This is a genomic window from Hydrogeniiclostridium mannosilyticum (genome assembly GCF_003268275.1).
Taxonomy (GTDB): Bacteria; Bacillota; Clostridia; order Oscillospirales; family Acutalibacteraceae; genus Hydrogeniiclostridium; species Hydrogeniiclostridium mannosilyticum.
Genome location: NZ_QLYR01000006.1, coordinates 119,686 through 135,644, shown reverse-complemented (window position 1 = coordinate 135,644; position 15,959 = coordinate 119,686). Strand labels below are relative to the sequence as shown.

The window sequence follows — 15,959 nt, the reverse complement described above, 5'->3', positions numbered from 1 at the left end:
CTGTCATAATATCCAAATGGTTCAGGAGCCATTCGGAAACACAGGCTTCGCAAAGCCTCGTCCCGTCTATATCAGCGACGGCGTCTACAGTGCGGCCGCAGCCTTCACAGACAGGAAGGAAAGGCTCCTGCCGGTCATATTGTGCCTGTGCCCATTCATACCCCTTAGTCATTGAGCCTCGCCTCCAGCTCCTGGATTCGGGCCTTTAAGGCCTGAATCTCATATTTAAGGTCCAACGTCTCGCCGTAGTATTGCTCGCCCTCTTGGGCCCGTTTATATAAATCTGCTACCATGTCAAGCATTAACCCATTCACATTTTCCATTTGACAACCTCCGTCCACGTTGATATACTATAAATAAGTTGTTTTCTGTTTGCCGCGTCAGGAATTGCCGTTCCTGCGCGGCTCTTTTTATTATCTGCCATGCCTGTTTTTCAGCCTCCTATGGGTATCGTTGCTGTATTCGATCATCATACTGTCGTATTGCTTGCGCAGGAACCGCCGGACTGTGACGCAGGATTCCTGAAAAATACAGTTATGCTTCTGCATGGTCTTGCAGTGCGTGCAGCACTCCGGTATGTTCACGCCGCTTTTCTCCTTTCGCCCTTCCTCATTGCCCGAATTTTACAGCGGGCCCTCCTGCGCTCCCGGCGCTCACATATCCAGGCCACAAGGGCCATCAGTGCAAACACCGCAGAGAATATGTACAAGGTGATTAGAAAGTTCATTGCTTGTCCTCCCTCAGATTCTTCCAGGATTCTTATGAATGACTGTCCGCCTGGCTGTTTCTCCTTTAGAATACGTTGACGCTTTGACCGTTCTGCTTCGTTCAAATTCAAGAACGCCCTGAAGGGTTACGACCTTATGCTTTGGGCTCGCTGCGATAACCTCTCCAAAGCTTCCGTTGTTTATCACTCGTCTGGCGTTGGCCGGGCTCCATCCAAAACGCTGCGCTATATCCTCAGCGGTAAACCGTGTCTTCATTTCCGGCCCTTCGGCTATATACTCTCGAACAATGGCGCGAATGTACTCTTCCAGGTTGAAATCCACCTTAAATTCCTCCTCTCAAACAATCATTTTGAAATAAAACGCAATCATGGCGGCAACAAGCGCCAGCAGCAATATGCGGAAGCCCCATTCAAAGACAGCTTCGATGTGTTGTTTCATTGCTTTCCCTCCCTCACCTTTTGTTACGAACCAATTTAGCCACCGGGATTTCATCGTCCCAATCTAAGCTGCGAACCTTCCAACGGCCTGTCGCCAGCAGCCGGTTTATTTCCTCCAGCCCGACGGCCTCGCGAAGCTCATAAATGCTTTCCTCCATGTTCTGATCTCCTTCCTTTTGTTGAAAACTCGGTTGATAATTGTGAATAACCTTGTCCCTCTTTTCCCTGGGCTGTATAATCGGAGCAGGGAAGGGAGGTGAAAAATATGAGTGTGAAGATTGAATTTGATAAAAATGCGTTCAAACAAACAGTAAAACAGCAAGCAGCACAAGCGTTGAACAAGCGCACATTTGACGTCGAATGTCCCCACTGTCATTCCGAAGTAAAAGTCCCGACAGGTCAAAATCCATGCCCAAAATGCGGGAACATAATCAACTTAACTCTTGACATCAATTTCAAATGATAGGCTTTGAAGCATAGAGGCTAAATCGTTCGCCAGCGATTTGGCCTTTTCTATATTTAGTTCCTCAGCTTTTTCTAACGCCTGAGACATACCGTCTACATTCAAGGTAAGGGTTACATTGTTATCCATTTCTTCACCTCCTTCCTAAAATCTTTCCACCCCTCACCTAGCGGTCGAGGGATTCTTTTTGCCCAATCCCATAGGATTTTTCTTGACCCTAATAGGACAAGCGTGGTATTCTTTTTTTGTACTCAATTAACCGGATTGCCGTCCGGTTCTTCTGTGTTGTCCGGCGTTGCCGCGCCGAACAATTCTTCAACCGTGCTGTTGACTGCACGCGCTACTCGGACGGCCATCCGAGCGCGAGGTTCGCGTTTGCCATACTCATATTTCTGATAAGCGTTTTCCGTAATCCCGATTTCCTTGGCGACTTGCGCCTGCGTTTTGCCGGACGCTTCACGGGCCGCCTGTAACATCACATTTCTCACCTAGTTTCATCCGTTATACTAACACCTTCATTTTGAATGTGCTATAATTACTATACACCTTCATTTTGAATGTGTCAATACCCTTTCTTAAAAATTTTAGGGGGTTGGTACATTTGGAAAATTACTTTGAGCGTATCAAACAACTAAGACTGTCTCGCGGAACCACTCAAAAGGAGCTTGCCTCACTGTTAGGCATGACGCCGAACGCATATCAAAAATATGAGTACGGAGAACGTGAACCTAATATGGCTACCTTTATCGCCCTCGCCGACTACTTCGATGTGTCGTTGGATTACCTGGTAGGTCGATCGGACGAGCCGGGAAGACACTAAAAAACGCTTGAAACAAACGAACGTTTGATATATTAGTAAGGATGTGTTATTATGTTCAGCGGAACTATAATCAATGATTCAGATATTAAAGAACTAATCACATGTTCAAAAACTTTTAGAACAGCGCCATCGAAACCAATGCGTGTAAACAAGAATATCTCGACGAGATTTTCAGTTTATGGTGAGAAAGACACGCTGGAATTTCAAATATTTATAACGCATTCTGAACGGATGCCACAAGATTTTTCGTTAGGATTAATGTATGACAATATGCTTTTATATCGTTGTAATGGATTTCACGGTACAACAAAAGCAGGTTTTTACTCGGCAAAGCATCATGCGTACCCCCATGCGCATATGTTATCTGTGGATGATATAAAAAATGCACGAGGGCGTGATCCTTCAACGATTATTGATCTAACGGGAAAATATGTTGATGAGCGTACTGCCATATCATTTTTTTGTGAAGAATGTGGTATAATTGGTTATGAGAGATATTTCCCTGTAAATCAGTTGCGATTTGATGTGTGAGGTGAGGCAACATGACAATAATTGATAAGCTACATGAACAATTTGGACAGCAGATAGCTCTGGAAGAGGTTTCGCCTGATGTTATGCGAGTATATGCTCCATTTTTTCACGAAGATGGCGACATGCTATCTATGTATTTGGAGATTCAAAAAAATGGTGAAATATTAATCCGTGATTTTGGCAATACACTTATGCGAGTTTCCTACACTTTTGACATTGAATCTTCTAATAAGAAAAACATTCTTTCAAATATTGTGAAAAGCAATCACGGGATTCTGGATGACGGAGAACTTATGTTACCCACCAATTTATCGCAGTTGCCACAGGCAATTTTTCAATTTAGCCAGCTCGTGGCTAAAGTATCGAATGTTGATATCTTACGACGTGAAACCGTCAAATCTTTGTTTTTTGACTATTTGAACGAATATTTGACTACTAATTTATCGGCATATAATATCATAAGGGACGCTAAACCATCTAACGATAAGTCACTTATAGTTGATTATGAAATTTCAGGAAGTAAGCCGCTTTTTTTATTTGGCGTAAATGAAACAAGTAAAGCTGCTAAGGTAGTTATAAGCTGCTTAACATTTCAGAAACAAAAAATTCCGTTCAGAAGTTTAGTTATACACGAAGATTTTGGTTCACTTACATCTTTTTATAGAAATCAAATTACGAATGCTGTAGATAAGCAATTTACGTCGCTGGAGGACTTCAAGACAGAAGGCCTGGATTACATTCAACGCGAACTTGCTTCATAACTCTTTATAATCCGCCTCCCTCTGAATCTGGTCTTTCAGTTCAGCCGGCAGGCGGATTGTTGTTTGCTCTCGTTCCATTTCTCCACCTCCTCCTAAAATTTTTTCTCCATTCCTCATAAAGTCCTGTTTAATGGACAGATAGGGTGGTATTATTTAATTGGGGGGTGAGATAACTAGAACCAACGCTACTGTCTTCAAGAACTTTCAACGCCTTCTGTGCCCCGGCATAGTTTTCTTTTGCCGCTAAAAGTGCAGCCTCCAATTCCTCGACCTTGTGTTTTGTCCTTTGAACCTTTTTTCTTGCCGAGATTAAAGCACTTTGCTGTGCCTTCGACATTTTTGAGGGATCTCTGGCACGCTTTTCAGCATACAGAATTGCAGCCGAAACACATTGCCTTGAAACACCGTATTTGTCAGCAATTTCTGATACGCTTAATCCTTTGGCCCGCAACTGTACATATGTAGCTTCGGTTGGTGACATCAAGGAAGTGTCAAGTGATCCATACCTATCCCAAAGGGTTGCTTGTTTATCAATCTCTTTTGCTTCCGTCTTCAAATGGTTTTGACAAGCTACGCAAATTCCTTTTGCCGATTTCGTAAACGCACCACATATAGAGCATGGTACCGCCGTGGCCATCGGATTTGCTAAACCGTGTTCGTAAGCATGACAGGTGTTTTGTGCCTGTGTGACCCATTCTAAATTTTCAACTGTATTGTTACGCGGGTTTCCATCTTTGTGGTTTACTTGAGGCAGATGTTTGGGGTTCGGAATAAATGCTGTTGCAACAAGGCGGTGAACATATGCATGATACTGTTTTCCATTTTCACTATAACTGACGGTAGCATAGCGCATTCCTTTTCCTGTGTAGCTTTGTTTTGCAGGTTCCGAAACACCGTTGCTAATTCGATTCACGGTGCCATCTTCAAAAACCTCGAATCGTCCTGCAAGAACCATACGGGAACGCATTATTAATCACCTCATCATTTCATCTACTGTTTTGCCGAAATAAGCGGCAACGGCGTGGGCATGTTCAAGTAGTGGACGTTTCCCTGCTCTCCAATTCCGCACAGTAGTACAGTGGACACCGATTTCTTTAGATAATCTGTAGTTAGTGACACCACGTTCCTTTTGCAACTTCACCAAATTTTCAGAAAAAGACAAAAAATACACCCCCTTACTATTGACAATATTAGATTATGATGATAGTCTAATATCGTAGATTATTAGAGCAAAAAATACAAAACCTTTTTGCGCAAGGCCATCCAATTTGATTGCGCTTTTGTTTCTTTACATGCTCTAGTATAGTCTAATTAATTCTAATTGTCAAGCGTTATTAGATTAAATTAGAATAATAAATAAAGGGCGGTTTTTATGAGTTTTGCACAACGACTATCAGAGCTAATGGCCTCTCGGACGTTAACTAACTATCAGCTTGCGAAAGATTTAGACATACACCCAACAACTGTTGCAAATTGGCTCGCAGGGAAAGCCCCTCGAAAAAAGACACTTGCCTTACTGGCTGAATATTTCGGAGTATCCACCGATTATCTTCTTGGTAATGAGCAAAAAGAAAAGCCTGCCACTGATGGGCAGGCTATCAACGAAGAAGCTTTAAAGCTCGCATTGTTTGGAGGTAATACCGATGTAACCGATGCTATGTGGGAGGAGGCCAAAAACTACATTCAGTACATCAAAGAACGAGAAAAGAGGAAGCGCGAATAAAATGAAGACTTTATTTGGTTATGCCGACAAAAATAATATTCAAATTGAATATGGTCGACTTCCAGAAAATAAATCTATTTCATTTTCCATTACAGATGAAGATTATGTCATTATTGATTATTCCTTACTATTTAATCAAAAAGAAGAAGGGGTGCATTTAGCTCATGAGCTAGGACATTGCGCAACAGGTAGCTTTTATAACTTATATTCTCCGTTAGATATAAGAATGAAGCATGAGATCAGAGCGGATAAGCATCTTATTTCTGAGGAGGATTTGGATGCAGCAATAACCAATGGTTATACGGAAATATGGTCCTTAGCCGAATACTTTGATGTCACCGAAGATTTTATGAAAAAGGTGGTGTGCTGGTATACATACGGAAATTTAGATACGGAATTGTATTTTTGAGATAAAAAGTCGAAAATTTCGACTGAATTTGCAATGTGAGGTGATTATATGAACGAAAAGCAGTTTGAATTTTTACTATACCAATCAGCGGAAGAAGATATTTCAGTCAACGCGTTGATTAAAGACGATACGATATGGCTAACCCAGAAAGCTATGGCTGAGTTGTTTGATTGCAGTGCAGATAATATTTCCTTACATTTGAAAAACATTTTTGCAGACGGAGAATTAGATAAAGATTCAGTTACCGAGAAAATCTCGGCAACTGCCTCTGATGGAAAAAACTATCGCACTCAGTTTTATAATCTGGATGCTATCATCTCAGTAGGGTATCGAGTAAATTCCCGACGGGCTACAAACTTCCGTATCTGGGCAACAGGAATTTTGAAGGAGTACATGATTAAAGGCTTCGCCTTGGATGATATGCGTCTCAAGCAGGGGAAAGATGCGTTCGGAAAAGATTATTTCCGTGAATTATTGGAACGAGTTCGTTCCATTCGCGCCAGTGAACGTCGGATTTGGCAGCAAATAACCGATATATTCGCAGAGTGTAGTATCGACTATGACAAGAACGCCCAAATTACACATGAATTTTACGCTATGGTACAAAATAAATTTCACTATGCAATTACAGGTCGGACAGCGGCTGAAATCGTATTTACTTCTGCTGACAGGTCTAAGGAACATATGGGTTTAACGACTTGGAAAAATGCACCCGATGGCCGAATATTAAAATCGGATGTAAACGTTGCAAAAAATTATCTAAGTCAAAAACAAATCGCTCAGTTGGAGCGAACTGTATCCGGATATTTTGACTATATTGAAGATTTGATTGAAAGAGAAAATACGTTTACAATGGAAGAATTTTCCGAAAGTATTAATGAATTTCTTTCTTTCCGTAGATATGATATTTTGAAGGGCAAAGGGGAAATCTCAAATGCAGCGGCTACTAAAAAAGCACATGCAGAATATAAAGAATTTAATAAGACACAGAAAATCGTTTCTGACTTTGATCGTGAAATTAAACAGCTAAAAGCAAAAAATACATAAAAACCCGCCCTCCGGTATTGGCGTACCAGAGGGCGGCGAAGATAGATGCTTACCCTGAAGGGTATCACATAGCAACACTGTGATTATACCACCTTCAGGGCAGGCTTTGCAAGTCATACTTTGGAGGTGCTTTTTATGCCTAAAAAAAGAAAAGATGGGCGGTATCAAAAGAAGGTTACGCTATCGGCCGGGAAACAAAAGATTGTATACGGTAAAACGATTGCGGAGCTCAACCAGGCGGCGCTTGCTGTGCTTGAAGAGGACCGGCAGGGCTTAATCGTAGATGATAAAACCTTAGTGGGCGAATGGGCCAAAATATGGCTTGAGAAATACAAGGCTAATTTGAGGCCCAATACAAAGGCCATGTACAAAAACGCGTATAACACCCATATCATGGGGATGATTGGGGATATGCCGCTGCGCGAGGTTCGTCCGGTGCATGTCCGGGAGGTTATGGCCGGCGTGTCTGAGAAATCAGAGAGCTTACAGCATAAGGTTTTACTTACAATGCAGCAAATTTTTAATACAGCCAGGCAAAACGGCCTGATGATAAAGGATCCGACAGAGGGAATCAAAATCACGCCCCATACCAAGCCCGATAAAGCTAAATATCTGACAAAGGACCAGACCAAAAAGCTTCTGGCGGCCTGCGATGATCCCAAGGCCCTGGCTTTTGTCGCGCTGTGCTTATACTGTGGCTTGCGCAGAGAAGAGGCGTTGGGGCTGCAATGGGGAGACATTGAGCCGGACAGCTTAACCGTAAATCGAGCGGTCGCTTTTATTGGAAATCAGCCGGACCCCTCTCAAGAGCTGAAAACAAAAGCAGCGCACAGAACCATACCGGTTCCGGCGCCGCTTCGTGAAATATTAGGTAAAACTCCCAGGAGGGGGCTATATGTAATTACTGAGACTGACGGCGGTGCAATGACAAAAATTGCGTTTCGCCGTCTATGGGAAAGGGTTGAACGCAGGGTGGATTTTCCCGTACATCCGCATATGCTGCGTCATACATATTCGACTACTTTATATCATGCGGGCGTTGACCTCCGTACAGCCCAATATCTTTTGGGCCATTCCTCCATACAGATGACGGCGGAAATATACACCCATTTGGAACGTGGGGATGGACTGAAGGCCGCCGGGAGAATTGAAAGGTACTTTTTGGAGGAGCAGCCGTCAAAAACCAGTTGACTACCTTTTGACTACCACGGCCCAAAATAGTAAGTTTTTAAAAATCGCATGAAATAGCCGTTTATGCTGACGCGGACAAACCCAAAAACGCCAAAAATTTGAGTGTTAAGCAAGGGAAGCGAATTGTCCGCGGGCAATCGGCTTCCCTTATTTTGTTTCATAAGCGGCACGGCTTCGGGCCGGGGAGTTTTTGTTTGTTCCCCTATATGCCGCTCTGGCGATGACGGGGATACAGATGTTGTATCATTGTATGGCTGCTTCTTGGAGCAAACGAAGCAATAAAACAGATAAAACAGGGGACGTGGCTTCCTGTGAGGAAGGTGTGCGGGGAAAGCGTCCCCCCGAGGAGAAGCCTTCCGTCAACAAGCCAGTGGTGAATTGTCGTTATTCCGGGCGTATTTACGCCTGAAATAGGGGAGGGGCAACCGTGTAAATGCGGTTTGCGGGGAGAAGCGCGAGGGAAAATAGCGGAAAATCCAGGTTCCCCGCTTTATTTTTTAAGGCGGATGTGCTATATTAATAAATAATTGGTTACAAAATGGGGAGGCCGCGGCTGGCGGCGAGTAAAATAAAGATCATTTTTGGAGATGAAAAAGGGATGGGAAAAAAAGTTATATTGACAGCCGACAGCACCTGTGATTTGGGAGAGGACCTGAAGGAGCGTTATCAGGTTCATTATTATCCCTACCACATTATTCTGGGGGAAAAGCAGTACACCGACAGCGTGGATATTGTGCCGGACGACCTGTATGCCGCCTGGCGGGAGCGGAGGCTGCTGCCGAAAACGGCGGCAATCGGGGCAGGGGAGTACTATCAGTTTTTTAAGCCCTGGGTGGACGAGGGCTACGAGGTGGTTCACCTCAATTTGGGATCGGCACTCTCGTCCGCACACCAGAACTGTGTGGCGGCTGCCTCGGAGCTGGGGCATGTCTACCCGGTAGACTCCTGCAACCTGTCCACGGGCACGGGGCTGCTTGTCATTCAGGCTGGCGAGCGTATTCGTGCAGGCATGTCGGGCGCGGAGGTTCAAAGGGAGCTGCAGGCGCTTGTCCAGCGTTCCCATGCGAGCTTTATTCTGGACACGCTGGAATTTATGCATGCCGGCGGGCGCTGTTCGTCCATTGTGGCCTTGGGGGCAAACCTGCTGCATTTAAAGCCCTGCATTCAGGTGGACAACAAAAACCACGGCGCTATGAGCGTGGGTAAAAAGTACCGCGGCGCGTTGGAAAAGGTCCTGCCGCAGTACACGGCGGATGTGCTGGGGGCGTATGGCGAGCTGGATTTGGACCATGTGTTTATCACCCATTCGGGGATTTCACAGGAGCGCATCGACCTGGTGGCAAAGGAGGTCAAGAAGCTGGCGTCGTTTAAAGAAATTCATGTGACGCGCGCAAGCTGTACGATTTCAGCCCACTGCGGGCCCAATACGCTGGGGGTTCTGTTCATGACCAGGGCCTGATGGATTGGCGATGGATTTCACGGATGTGGGTTGCTTGCGGAGAAAGGAAGAGTTGACATGCGTAAAAAAAAGAAGCCGTCCGGCTCCGTGGGTATGGGAAGCGTCTCCGGCCCGGCGGTGAAGAAGAAAAAAGCGGACGGGCGCACCCTGTTTGTGCGGATTGTGGCGTTTGCGGTGGCACTGTTGATGATTGGTTCGGTGGTTTTAGCCGCGCTGATGATGTAAATCGGAACCGGCGGGCTTTCGGGAAATCATGACGGCCAGGGCTGTCCGCCGGCGGAATAGAACGAGCCATCAGGGGATAAACTACCCCTGAGGTGATAAAAATGGCCAAGCGAGGGATGAAACGCCCGGGGCCGTCACAGCAGCCGCACGACCGCGTTTCAACGGTTCCGGAAGCCCAGGGGAGGAGCAAGCGCGAAAAAGCGCCCGCAAGCCCAATTATTGCGGGGGCCGCGCCTCCAGGGCGGGAGGTTTGCCACACAGTTCCCCACACCGTCCGGCATGGCGGTGAAAAACCGATTTCAGCTGCTTACCCGGTTATTGATAACGACCTGGCGCGGGATAATGTGGAAAACCATATTCCCGCAGCCGACCTGCAGGATCTGTAAGCGCTGCGGCAAAAGCAGCCGGAACAGGAAACAGCAAGGCCCGCTCCGAATGAAGGAGCGGGCCTTTTATGGCGCTTGTTGCATTAGCCGCGGCTGCCCGCGAAGTAGAACATGGCCAGGGCGCCGTTTCCGGTGTGGGTGCCGATGACCGGGCCAAGGTTGTTGACGACGATGTCCCTGAATTTGCAGTGGCTTTTTACCTGCTTAATGACGTATTTGGCATCCTCGGGAACATTGGCGTGAACGAGGAACAGCGTCTGCTTTTCCGGCTCCTGCACGGTGCGGGCCAAACGGCTGACCAGGTTATCGAGCGACTGCTTGCGCCCGCGCACCTTTTCGCGCGGTACCAGGTGGCCTTCGTCGGTAATTTGCAGAATCGGTTTGATGCCGAGTACGGTCCCCATCAGGGCGGCGGCGCTGGAAACGCGTCCGCCGCGTTTGAGGTGGTTGAGGTCGTCTACCGTGAACCACATGGATACCTTGAATTTATGAATATTGACCCAATCGGCTGCCTCGTCTATGCGCGCGCCGGCCTGGCGCTTCAGTGCCGCGTAATAGACCAGCAGACCCTGCGCCAACGTGGCGGTGAGCGTGTCAACCGTAACGATTTTGCGCTGCGGATATTTGGCCCGAAGCTCGGCTGCGGCCTCCAAGGCCCGCGCGTGCGTGCCGGAAAGCGCGGAAGAAAAACCAATCAGCAGCACGTCCATGCCTTGCTCCAGCCAGGGTTCAAAGGCCTCGATAAAGGTGATGGTGTTCACCTGGTTGGTCTTGGACATTTCTCCGCCGGCAAGCCGGCCGTAAAATTCCTCGCTGGACATCTCGCGCGCATCTGGATAATCGTGATATACATGATCTCCGAAAATAAATTCCATCGGGATGACCTCGATCTCCAGCTTTTTTACCAGCTCATCGGGCAGGTCCGCGGTGGATTCGGTGATAATCTTATAATCTGCCATTCATTCTACCCCTTCAAATCAATGAGTTTTTTTGGCGCCTGCCTCAGTTCTTGCTTTTGCCCAGGAAGAACAGCGCAACCGTGCCGGGGCCCGAATGGGAGCCGATGACCGGCCCGATATAGTTGATAACAATGTCCTGAACCTGGAATTTTTCGCGGACCTGCTGGGCGACATACCCGGCATCCTCCAGGCAGTCCCCGTGGCTGATAAACACAACCTGGTCCTGCGGGTTTTCTACCGTGGCTGCCATGTGCTTTACCAGCGCATCGAGCGACTGGCGGCGCCCGCGAACCTTCTCCATGGGGATCAGGTGGCCCTCGTCGTCCACGTGCAGCACGGGCTTTATGCCCAGCATAGTGCCGAACAGGGCGGCAGCGCCGGAGACGCGCCCGCCGCGTTTGAGGTGGTTGAGGTCGTCCACCGTAAACCAGTGCGCCATGCGGTTGCGGTTTTCCTCCACCCACTTGGCGACCTCCTCAATGGCGGCGCCCTGCTTCTGAAGCTGCGCGGCGTGGTAGACCAGCAGGCCCTCGCCCATGGACGCCGCCAGCGTGTCCACCACCAGGATCTTGCGGCCGGGGTACTTGCTTTTCAGCTCCTCCACAGTCAGCCGTGCGCCGTTATATGTGCCGGAAAGCCCGGAGGAAAAAGCCAGGTAAATCAAATCCATGCCTTCCTTGAGGAAGGGCTCGAAGGTTTCCTGAAAGGTGACGGAGTTAATTTGGTCTGTTTTGGCGCTCTGCCCTTCGCGCAGCAGCCGGTAAAACTCTTTATTGGAAATATCGCGTTCATCCGGATAATTGCGGTACAGCTTATTGCCCATGGTAAAGGTCATGGGAATGACATAGACGCCGAGCTGCTCAATCAGCTCCGGGGAAAGGTCGGTGTTGGAATCGGTAATAATTTTGTATGGATTCATGATAGCGGGCTCCTTTTCAGATTTTATCCTTTTGGCGGGCCGTACCCGGGCAGCCGCCTGCGTCAATCGCCTGCACGTCTCTGCACATCAAAGGTTTGAATATAAAATTATTATAGCTTTTTTTTCAGGCGCTGTCCACAGGTTCTGCAAAAAATCAGCGCCAGGGCTGCTGCCGGTGCAAACGCATAAAAACAGGGCCGGGCGTTTGTGGTAAAACGTCCGGCCCTTGCGTTAAGCGGTCAGGCTATTCGGCTGCTGTGCCTTTAGGCTGTTAGTTAATAAGCGTTAAGCCCGTCAGCCCAGCCGTCAGCCTTCTATGGAGATGTGGCTTGCAAGCTTTTTTTGCTCGCTCTTCTTAGGGATGGACAGCTTCAAAATGCCATCCTCATATTTTGCGTGGACATCCTCCTCGCGCACGCTGTCGCCGACATAAAAGCTTCTGCTCATGCTGCCCGCGTAGCGCTCGCGGCGGATGTAATTGCCGTCCTTGTCCTGCTTATCCTTATCCAGGCTCTTGGAGGCGGAGACGGTCAGGTAGCCGTCCTTCAGCTGGGCGCTGATTTCATCCTTCTTAAAGCCGGGCAGGTCAATATCGACTTCATAGCCGCTTTCGGTTTCACGCACATCCGTCTTCATCAAATTTTTTTCGTGCTTGCCATACAGCGGGCTGTGGCTGCCGAAAAAGCGTTTGTCAAACGGGAAATCCAATGCATCGTCAAATAAGCTTTCTCCAAAAACACTAGGTAACATCATCATAAGTCCTGTCTCCTTTCAAGTGACATCTGTGTGACCTTTGTTGATTGTAGCACTGTCGGAGAAATCCGAGGTGTTGCGATCTTGCCGAACAAAGGGGAGGTACACATCCTATTCTGTTTCTCCTTTTCCTTTGTTCTGTTTTTATTATAGCACCGTTTTTAGCACTGTCAATAGTAGAGTGCTAAAATTAATATTTTTTTAATAATTTTTTCGCATGGCAAAGCCGTTTTCTGATTTTAAAAGGCTTTATAAAAACGCTTTTGCGCGCAAAAAAGCGGCTTCCGCAACAACCGTGGAAGCCGCTTTGCTTGTTAAGTTATCCGCCTGGCCGTAAGTGCTCAATAACCTGCCTACGAAAAGCAGGTGGGTGCCCTCCCTGCGGGTTCTCGCTCCCTTCTTCCGGCCAAAGGCCGGGAGGTCTGCAGTCCGCCGCCGGAGCCCGGGCTCCCAATTTAAAATTGTAGGGTTATTTGTGCACACATTCGCGCACCAGGCAGAAGGCTACATCCTTTTAAAACCCGCTCCGCGGCCCCGCACACTGCGCTTTCACGCGGTCAGGTTTTTAGGGCTTTGGGGGCGGTTAATATTATTCCCCGTCCTCCGGCAGTTCATCCTCTTCGTCGTACAATTCCTCAAAACGCCGCTCAAACTCCGCCGCCAGGCGGTCCAGCAGCGCCTCGTCCTCAACCTCGGCCAATTGCTCCTCGCCGTTCTCGTCGATGACCTCAAAAATATAGTAGGTGCCGTCGGCCTGGAGCTGCTCCTGCGGGTCGTCAAAGGTGGGGAGCAGCGCGTAAAAGCAGCCCTCGTCGTTGTCAATTACGTCCAGGACCTCAAACTCGTGCTGTTCGCCCTCCTCATCGACTAAGGTGAGCAGGTCCGTTCCAAACTCATCATTCATGGCCGTCATCTCCTTTTCATGCTATTCACCGCGCGGGGGTTTGGCGGGTGGCGTTCCACCGGTTGAAAAACGACAGCGCAGCTCATGGTTTTATTTTTTGTTTTAACAGGCTTTGTTCAATGGACTTTGTGTTTATTGTACCTTTCCGGAGCCGTGAAGTCAACTAAAAAATCCAATAAGTAAATATATCCATAAATAAAATAAAATATTCAAAAAATCTATTGACAAAATCTTGAGCCGCCGCTATAATAGAATCACAAAGACAGTGAGGGTTTAAAAGGAACAGCCGTAACGAGAAAGCGGCCGGAAGAAAAACCGCATTGTTGTTTTCAGTGGAGAAAGGGGTGAGTCCAATGGGCCAGGAACCACAGCAGCTGAAGACGGGTGTACGTTTGTTGGGCGTCATCCGTCTAAGCGCTGCATAAGAACAGGTCGATTTTGAGAAGAAAGGATTGGTAGATCGTTACGCCTCAAAGTCATAATTTTATGAGGAATGAGCGCGCCGGCGTTTCTTGGCTGAACGGCTATTAAAGGTTAAGAGCCGCTTTCTTAAAAGTGAAGCCCATGCGGGGCAAAATGAGTTGAGCTTTTGAAATAGCAGAATAAGCGTGAAGAAATGCCAGACGCCGTAAGGTGAAGTCCAATGTATTTGTTTTGAGAGGCCCGGGGCTTGAAGCCGGGCATATAAGATAGATATAAAGCCTTTCCTCCGCGCAGGGGATCCGTTGTATTTTGTAACCATAAAGTACGGTGGTTGCCCTTGGAATGCGGAGATCATGTAAGACCGATTAATAATCCAACTGAGGGCCGCCGCGGTAGCGTTTACCGCGGCGGCTTTTATTCGCAGGCATTCCGGGACCGCCGGGGGTGGGAAAGCGTGAATATTTTGCAAAACAAGAGCGGGGAATGAAGGCGGGACCCCGGTCGCCTAAAGACCACGGCCGGTTATGAATGCCCCGGCCAGCGGGCCAACCGGTTGGACTGGGGTAGAATGAGCTTCTATCCTGCAAAAAAATCCGTTGCGGCTGGCTGAGCATCCCATCTTTACATTTATCGCTTTTTGGGTTATACTAAGCTTAATCGCATGGAACAGAAGAAGTACTCCGTCCGCCGTGCAAGCAGAGAATGGGTGCCGCCGGCTGAAAGCGCCCTTTGTACCGGGCGGGGGAAATGCATCTGGGAGCGGGCTGGGGGAACGCCTACAGCGGGCGTCCGGTAAAGCGGGCGGCGCGGCTATTATCCTGGCACGGCGGGCGCCGTTATCTGCCTGAATGAGTGATAAAGCGGAGTGGAACCGCGGTTTAAGGCCGCCTCCGTCCCTGTTTGGGGACTGGATGGCGGCCTTTTAATATGTCCGCGGGAACGAAGGCGGAACCCTTTGCCGGGCTGATTCATAGGATAGAGGCGGGGCTTCCGCGCCGCACGAAACATACCGGTTTTACGGCCTTTTCGGCCCTATATAGAGTGGCGGGGAATTTTCTTCGTCAAATGGGAATTTTATAGTTTATAGATAAGTGGGTGAAAATTTTGTTTGCCAAGCTCAAGGAAGAGTTGGATTCAATTATGGAGCGCGACCCCGCGGCCCGGAACCGTTGGGAGGTCTATTTCCTCTATTCCGGCTTCAAGGCTGTGCGCGCATACCGCAAGGCCCATTGGTTTTACGTCCGCGGCCATAAGTTTATCGCCCGGTGGCTCAGCCAGCGGGCCCGGCATAAGACCGGCATAGAAATTCATCCCGGCGCTACCATTGGCAGGGGGCTGTTCATTGACCACGGTATGGGCGTGGTGATCGGTGAGACGGCGGAGATTGGCGACAACTGCACGCTGTACCAGGGGGTGACCCTGGGCGGTACGGGCAAGGACCACGGCAAACGCCACCCCACCCTGGGGGACAACGTGCTCATCGGCTCGGGCGCCAAGGTGCTCGGCCCCTTCCGGGTCGGAGACAACGCCCGTGTTGCCGCCGGGGCCGTTGTGCTTAACGAGGTGCCCGCCAACGCGACCGCTGTGGGCGTACCGGCTAAGATCGTACGCCTCAACGGCGAGCGGACCGGCTACCTGGACCAGATCCATGTCAGCGACCCGACCGCGCAGGAGCTCTGCGCCTTGCGCCGCGAGTACCTGCTGCTTGCCAAGCGCCTCGGCGAAAGCAGCGTTTTCCCCTGTGATGAAGAGCTGGACGCGAAGGAACCCCCGACCTCTGAGTAAAGGCGGGCGGACCACAGCGCCCTCTTTTGAAATAGC

General features: G+C 48.6%; 23 protein-coding genes and 1 other RNA gene. 11 read left to right on the top strand and 13 right to left on the bottom strand.

Annotation, left to right across the window (positions count from 1 at the left end; genetic code table 11):
* Positions 1-164 precede the first annotated feature (164 nt).
* The 6 genes from DPQ25_RS14715 to DPQ25_RS10110 all read right to left on the bottom strand — a co-directional run bounded on the left by DPQ25_RS14715 (position 165) and on the right by DPQ25_RS10110 (position 2,116).
* A complete protein-coding gene (locus DPQ25_RS14715; protein ID WP_177577001.1) occupies positions 165-323 on the bottom strand; it encodes a hypothetical protein in 159 nt (52 codons plus the stop codon).
* Positions 324-413: 90 nt separating this feature from the next.
* Complete coding sequence (locus DPQ25_RS14710; protein WP_177576999.1) at positions 414-584, bottom strand: hypothetical protein; 171 nt, start codon at positions 582-584, stop codon at positions 414-416.
* A 156-nt stretch (positions 585-740) separates the two neighbouring features.
* Positions 741-1,049, bottom strand: coding sequence for a hypothetical protein (locus DPQ25_RS10115; RefSeq protein ID WP_112333056.1), 309 nt, complete (start codon positions 1,047-1,049; stop codon positions 741-743).
* A 130-nt stretch (positions 1,050-1,179) separates the two neighbouring features.
* Positions 1,180-1,323, bottom strand: a complete 144-nt coding sequence (locus DPQ25_RS14705; RefSeq protein ID WP_177576997.1) for a hypothetical protein — start codon at positions 1,321-1,323, stop codon at positions 1,180-1,182.
* 278 nt (positions 1,324-1,601) lie between these two features.
* Positions 1,602-1,757 carry a hypothetical protein gene (locus DPQ25_RS14700; RefSeq protein ID WP_177576995.1) on the bottom strand — a complete coding sequence of 52 codons (156 nt, stop codon included), beginning with the start codon at positions 1,755-1,757 and terminating at the stop codon, positions 1,602-1,604.
* A gap of 122 nt (positions 1,758-1,879) precedes the next feature.
* A complete protein-coding gene (locus DPQ25_RS10110) occupies positions 1,880-2,116 on the bottom strand; it encodes a helix-turn-helix transcriptional regulator (protein WP_146740549.1) in 237 nt (78 codons plus the stop codon).
* A 113-nt stretch (positions 2,117-2,229) separates the two neighbouring features.
* Between DPQ25_RS10110 and DPQ25_RS10105 the strand changes: the two genes are divergently transcribed.
* The 3 genes from DPQ25_RS10105 to DPQ25_RS10100 are packed head-to-tail and all read left to right on the top strand — an operon-like array spanning position 2,230 to position 3,740.
* Positions 2,230-2,448: a helix-turn-helix domain-containing protein gene (locus DPQ25_RS10105; RefSeq protein ID WP_112333054.1), complete on the top strand. Its 219-nt coding sequence runs from the start codon at positions 2,230-2,232 to the stop codon at positions 2,446-2,448.
* Positions 2,449-2,499: 51 nt separating this feature from the next.
* On the top strand, positions 2,500-2,979 hold the full coding sequence (locus DPQ25_RS14540; RefSeq protein ID WP_146740548.1) for a hypothetical protein: 480 nt from the start codon (positions 2,500-2,502) through the stop codon (positions 2,977-2,979).
* A gap of 11 nt (positions 2,980-2,990) precedes the next feature.
* On the top strand, positions 2,991-3,740 hold the full coding sequence (locus DPQ25_RS10100; RefSeq protein WP_112333053.1) for a DUF1828 domain-containing protein: 750 nt from the start codon (positions 2,991-2,993) through the stop codon (positions 3,738-3,740).
* 127 nt (positions 3,741-3,867) lie between these two features.
* On the opposite strand, the gene DPQ25_RS14920 is transcribed toward DPQ25_RS10100, so the two are convergent.
* Positions 3,868-4,707: an HNH endonuclease gene (locus tag DPQ25_RS14920; protein ID WP_207657308.1), complete on the bottom strand. Its 840-nt coding sequence runs from the start codon at positions 4,705-4,707 to the stop codon at positions 3,868-3,870.
* A 6-nt stretch (positions 4,708-4,713) separates the two neighbouring features.
* Positions 4,714-4,902: a helix-turn-helix transcriptional regulator gene (locus DPQ25_RS10090; protein ID WP_177576993.1), complete on the bottom strand. Its 189-nt coding sequence runs from the start codon at positions 4,900-4,902 to the stop codon at positions 4,714-4,716.
* Positions 4,903-5,112: 210 nt separating this feature from the next.
* Between DPQ25_RS10090 and DPQ25_RS10085 the strand changes: the two genes are divergently transcribed.
* The 7 genes from DPQ25_RS10085 to DPQ25_RS10060 all read left to right on the top strand — a co-directional run bounded on the left by DPQ25_RS10085 (position 5,113) and on the right by DPQ25_RS10060 (position 10,180).
* On the top strand, positions 5,113-5,463 hold the full coding sequence (locus DPQ25_RS10085; RefSeq protein ID WP_112333051.1) for a helix-turn-helix domain-containing protein: 351 nt from the start codon (positions 5,113-5,115) through the stop codon (positions 5,461-5,463).
* A 1-nt stretch (position 5,464) separates the two neighbouring features.
* Positions 5,465-5,872, top strand: a complete 408-nt coding sequence (locus tag DPQ25_RS10080) for an ImmA/IrrE family metallo-endopeptidase (RefSeq protein ID WP_112333050.1) — start codon at positions 5,465-5,467, stop codon at positions 5,870-5,872.
* 48 nt (positions 5,873-5,920) lie between these two features.
* Positions 5,921-6,919, top strand: coding sequence for a virulence RhuM family protein (locus tag DPQ25_RS10075; RefSeq protein WP_112333049.1), 999 nt, complete (start codon positions 5,921-5,923; stop codon positions 6,917-6,919).
* Positions 6,920-7,054: 135 nt separating this feature from the next.
* Positions 7,055-8,110 carry a site-specific integrase gene (locus DPQ25_RS10070; RefSeq protein ID WP_112333048.1) on the top strand — a complete coding sequence of 352 codons (1,056 nt, stop codon included), beginning with the start codon at positions 7,055-7,057 and terminating at the stop codon, positions 8,108-8,110.
* Between the two features lie 598 nt (positions 8,111-8,708).
* Positions 8,709-9,569, top strand: a complete 861-nt coding sequence (locus DPQ25_RS10065) for a DegV family protein (protein ID WP_112333065.1) — start codon at positions 8,709-8,711, stop codon at positions 9,567-9,569.
* A 57-nt stretch (positions 9,570-9,626) separates the two neighbouring features.
* Entirely contained in the window at positions 9,627-9,794 is a 168-nt protein-coding gene (locus DPQ25_RS14690; RefSeq protein WP_177576991.1) for a hypothetical protein, read from the top strand.
* Between the two features lie 101 nt (positions 9,795-9,895).
* Positions 9,896-10,180 carry a hypothetical protein gene (locus DPQ25_RS10060; protein WP_112333047.1) on the top strand — a complete coding sequence of 95 codons (285 nt, stop codon included), beginning with the start codon at positions 9,896-9,898 and terminating at the stop codon, positions 10,178-10,180.
* 83 nt (positions 10,181-10,263) lie between these two features.
* On the opposite strand, the gene DPQ25_RS10055 is transcribed toward DPQ25_RS10060, so the two are convergent.
* The 5 genes from DPQ25_RS10055 to DPQ25_RS10030 form a co-directional block, all read right to left on the bottom strand.
* On the bottom strand, positions 10,264-11,139 hold the full coding sequence (locus DPQ25_RS10055; protein WP_112333046.1) for a DegV family protein: 876 nt from the start codon (positions 11,137-11,139) through the stop codon (positions 10,264-10,266).
* A gap of 43 nt (positions 11,140-11,182) precedes the next feature.
* Positions 11,183-12,058, bottom strand: a complete 876-nt coding sequence (locus DPQ25_RS10050; protein ID WP_112333045.1) for a DegV family protein — start codon at positions 12,056-12,058, stop codon at positions 11,183-11,185.
* 306 nt (positions 12,059-12,364) lie between these two features.
* Positions 12,365-12,811, bottom strand: coding sequence for an Hsp20/alpha crystallin family protein (locus DPQ25_RS10040; RefSeq protein ID WP_112333064.1), 447 nt, complete (start codon positions 12,809-12,811; stop codon positions 12,365-12,367).
* A 316-nt stretch (positions 12,812-13,127) separates the two neighbouring features.
* Positions 13,128-13,317: non-coding RNA, 6S RNA (ssrS, locus tag DPQ25_RS10035), on the bottom strand.
* A gap of 83 nt (positions 13,318-13,400) precedes the next feature.
* Positions 13,401-13,715, bottom strand: coding sequence for a DUF1292 domain-containing protein (locus DPQ25_RS10030; RefSeq protein WP_112333043.1), 315 nt, complete (start codon positions 13,713-13,715; stop codon positions 13,401-13,403).
* Positions 13,716-15,242: 1,527 nt separating this feature from the next.
* Here DPQ25_RS10030 and epsC point away from each other — a divergent pair.
* Positions 15,243-15,923, top strand: coding sequence for a serine O-acetyltransferase EpsC (gene epsC / locus DPQ25_RS10025; protein ID WP_112333042.1), 681 nt, complete (start codon positions 15,243-15,245; stop codon positions 15,921-15,923).
* Positions 15,924-15,959: the final 36 nt, after the last annotated feature.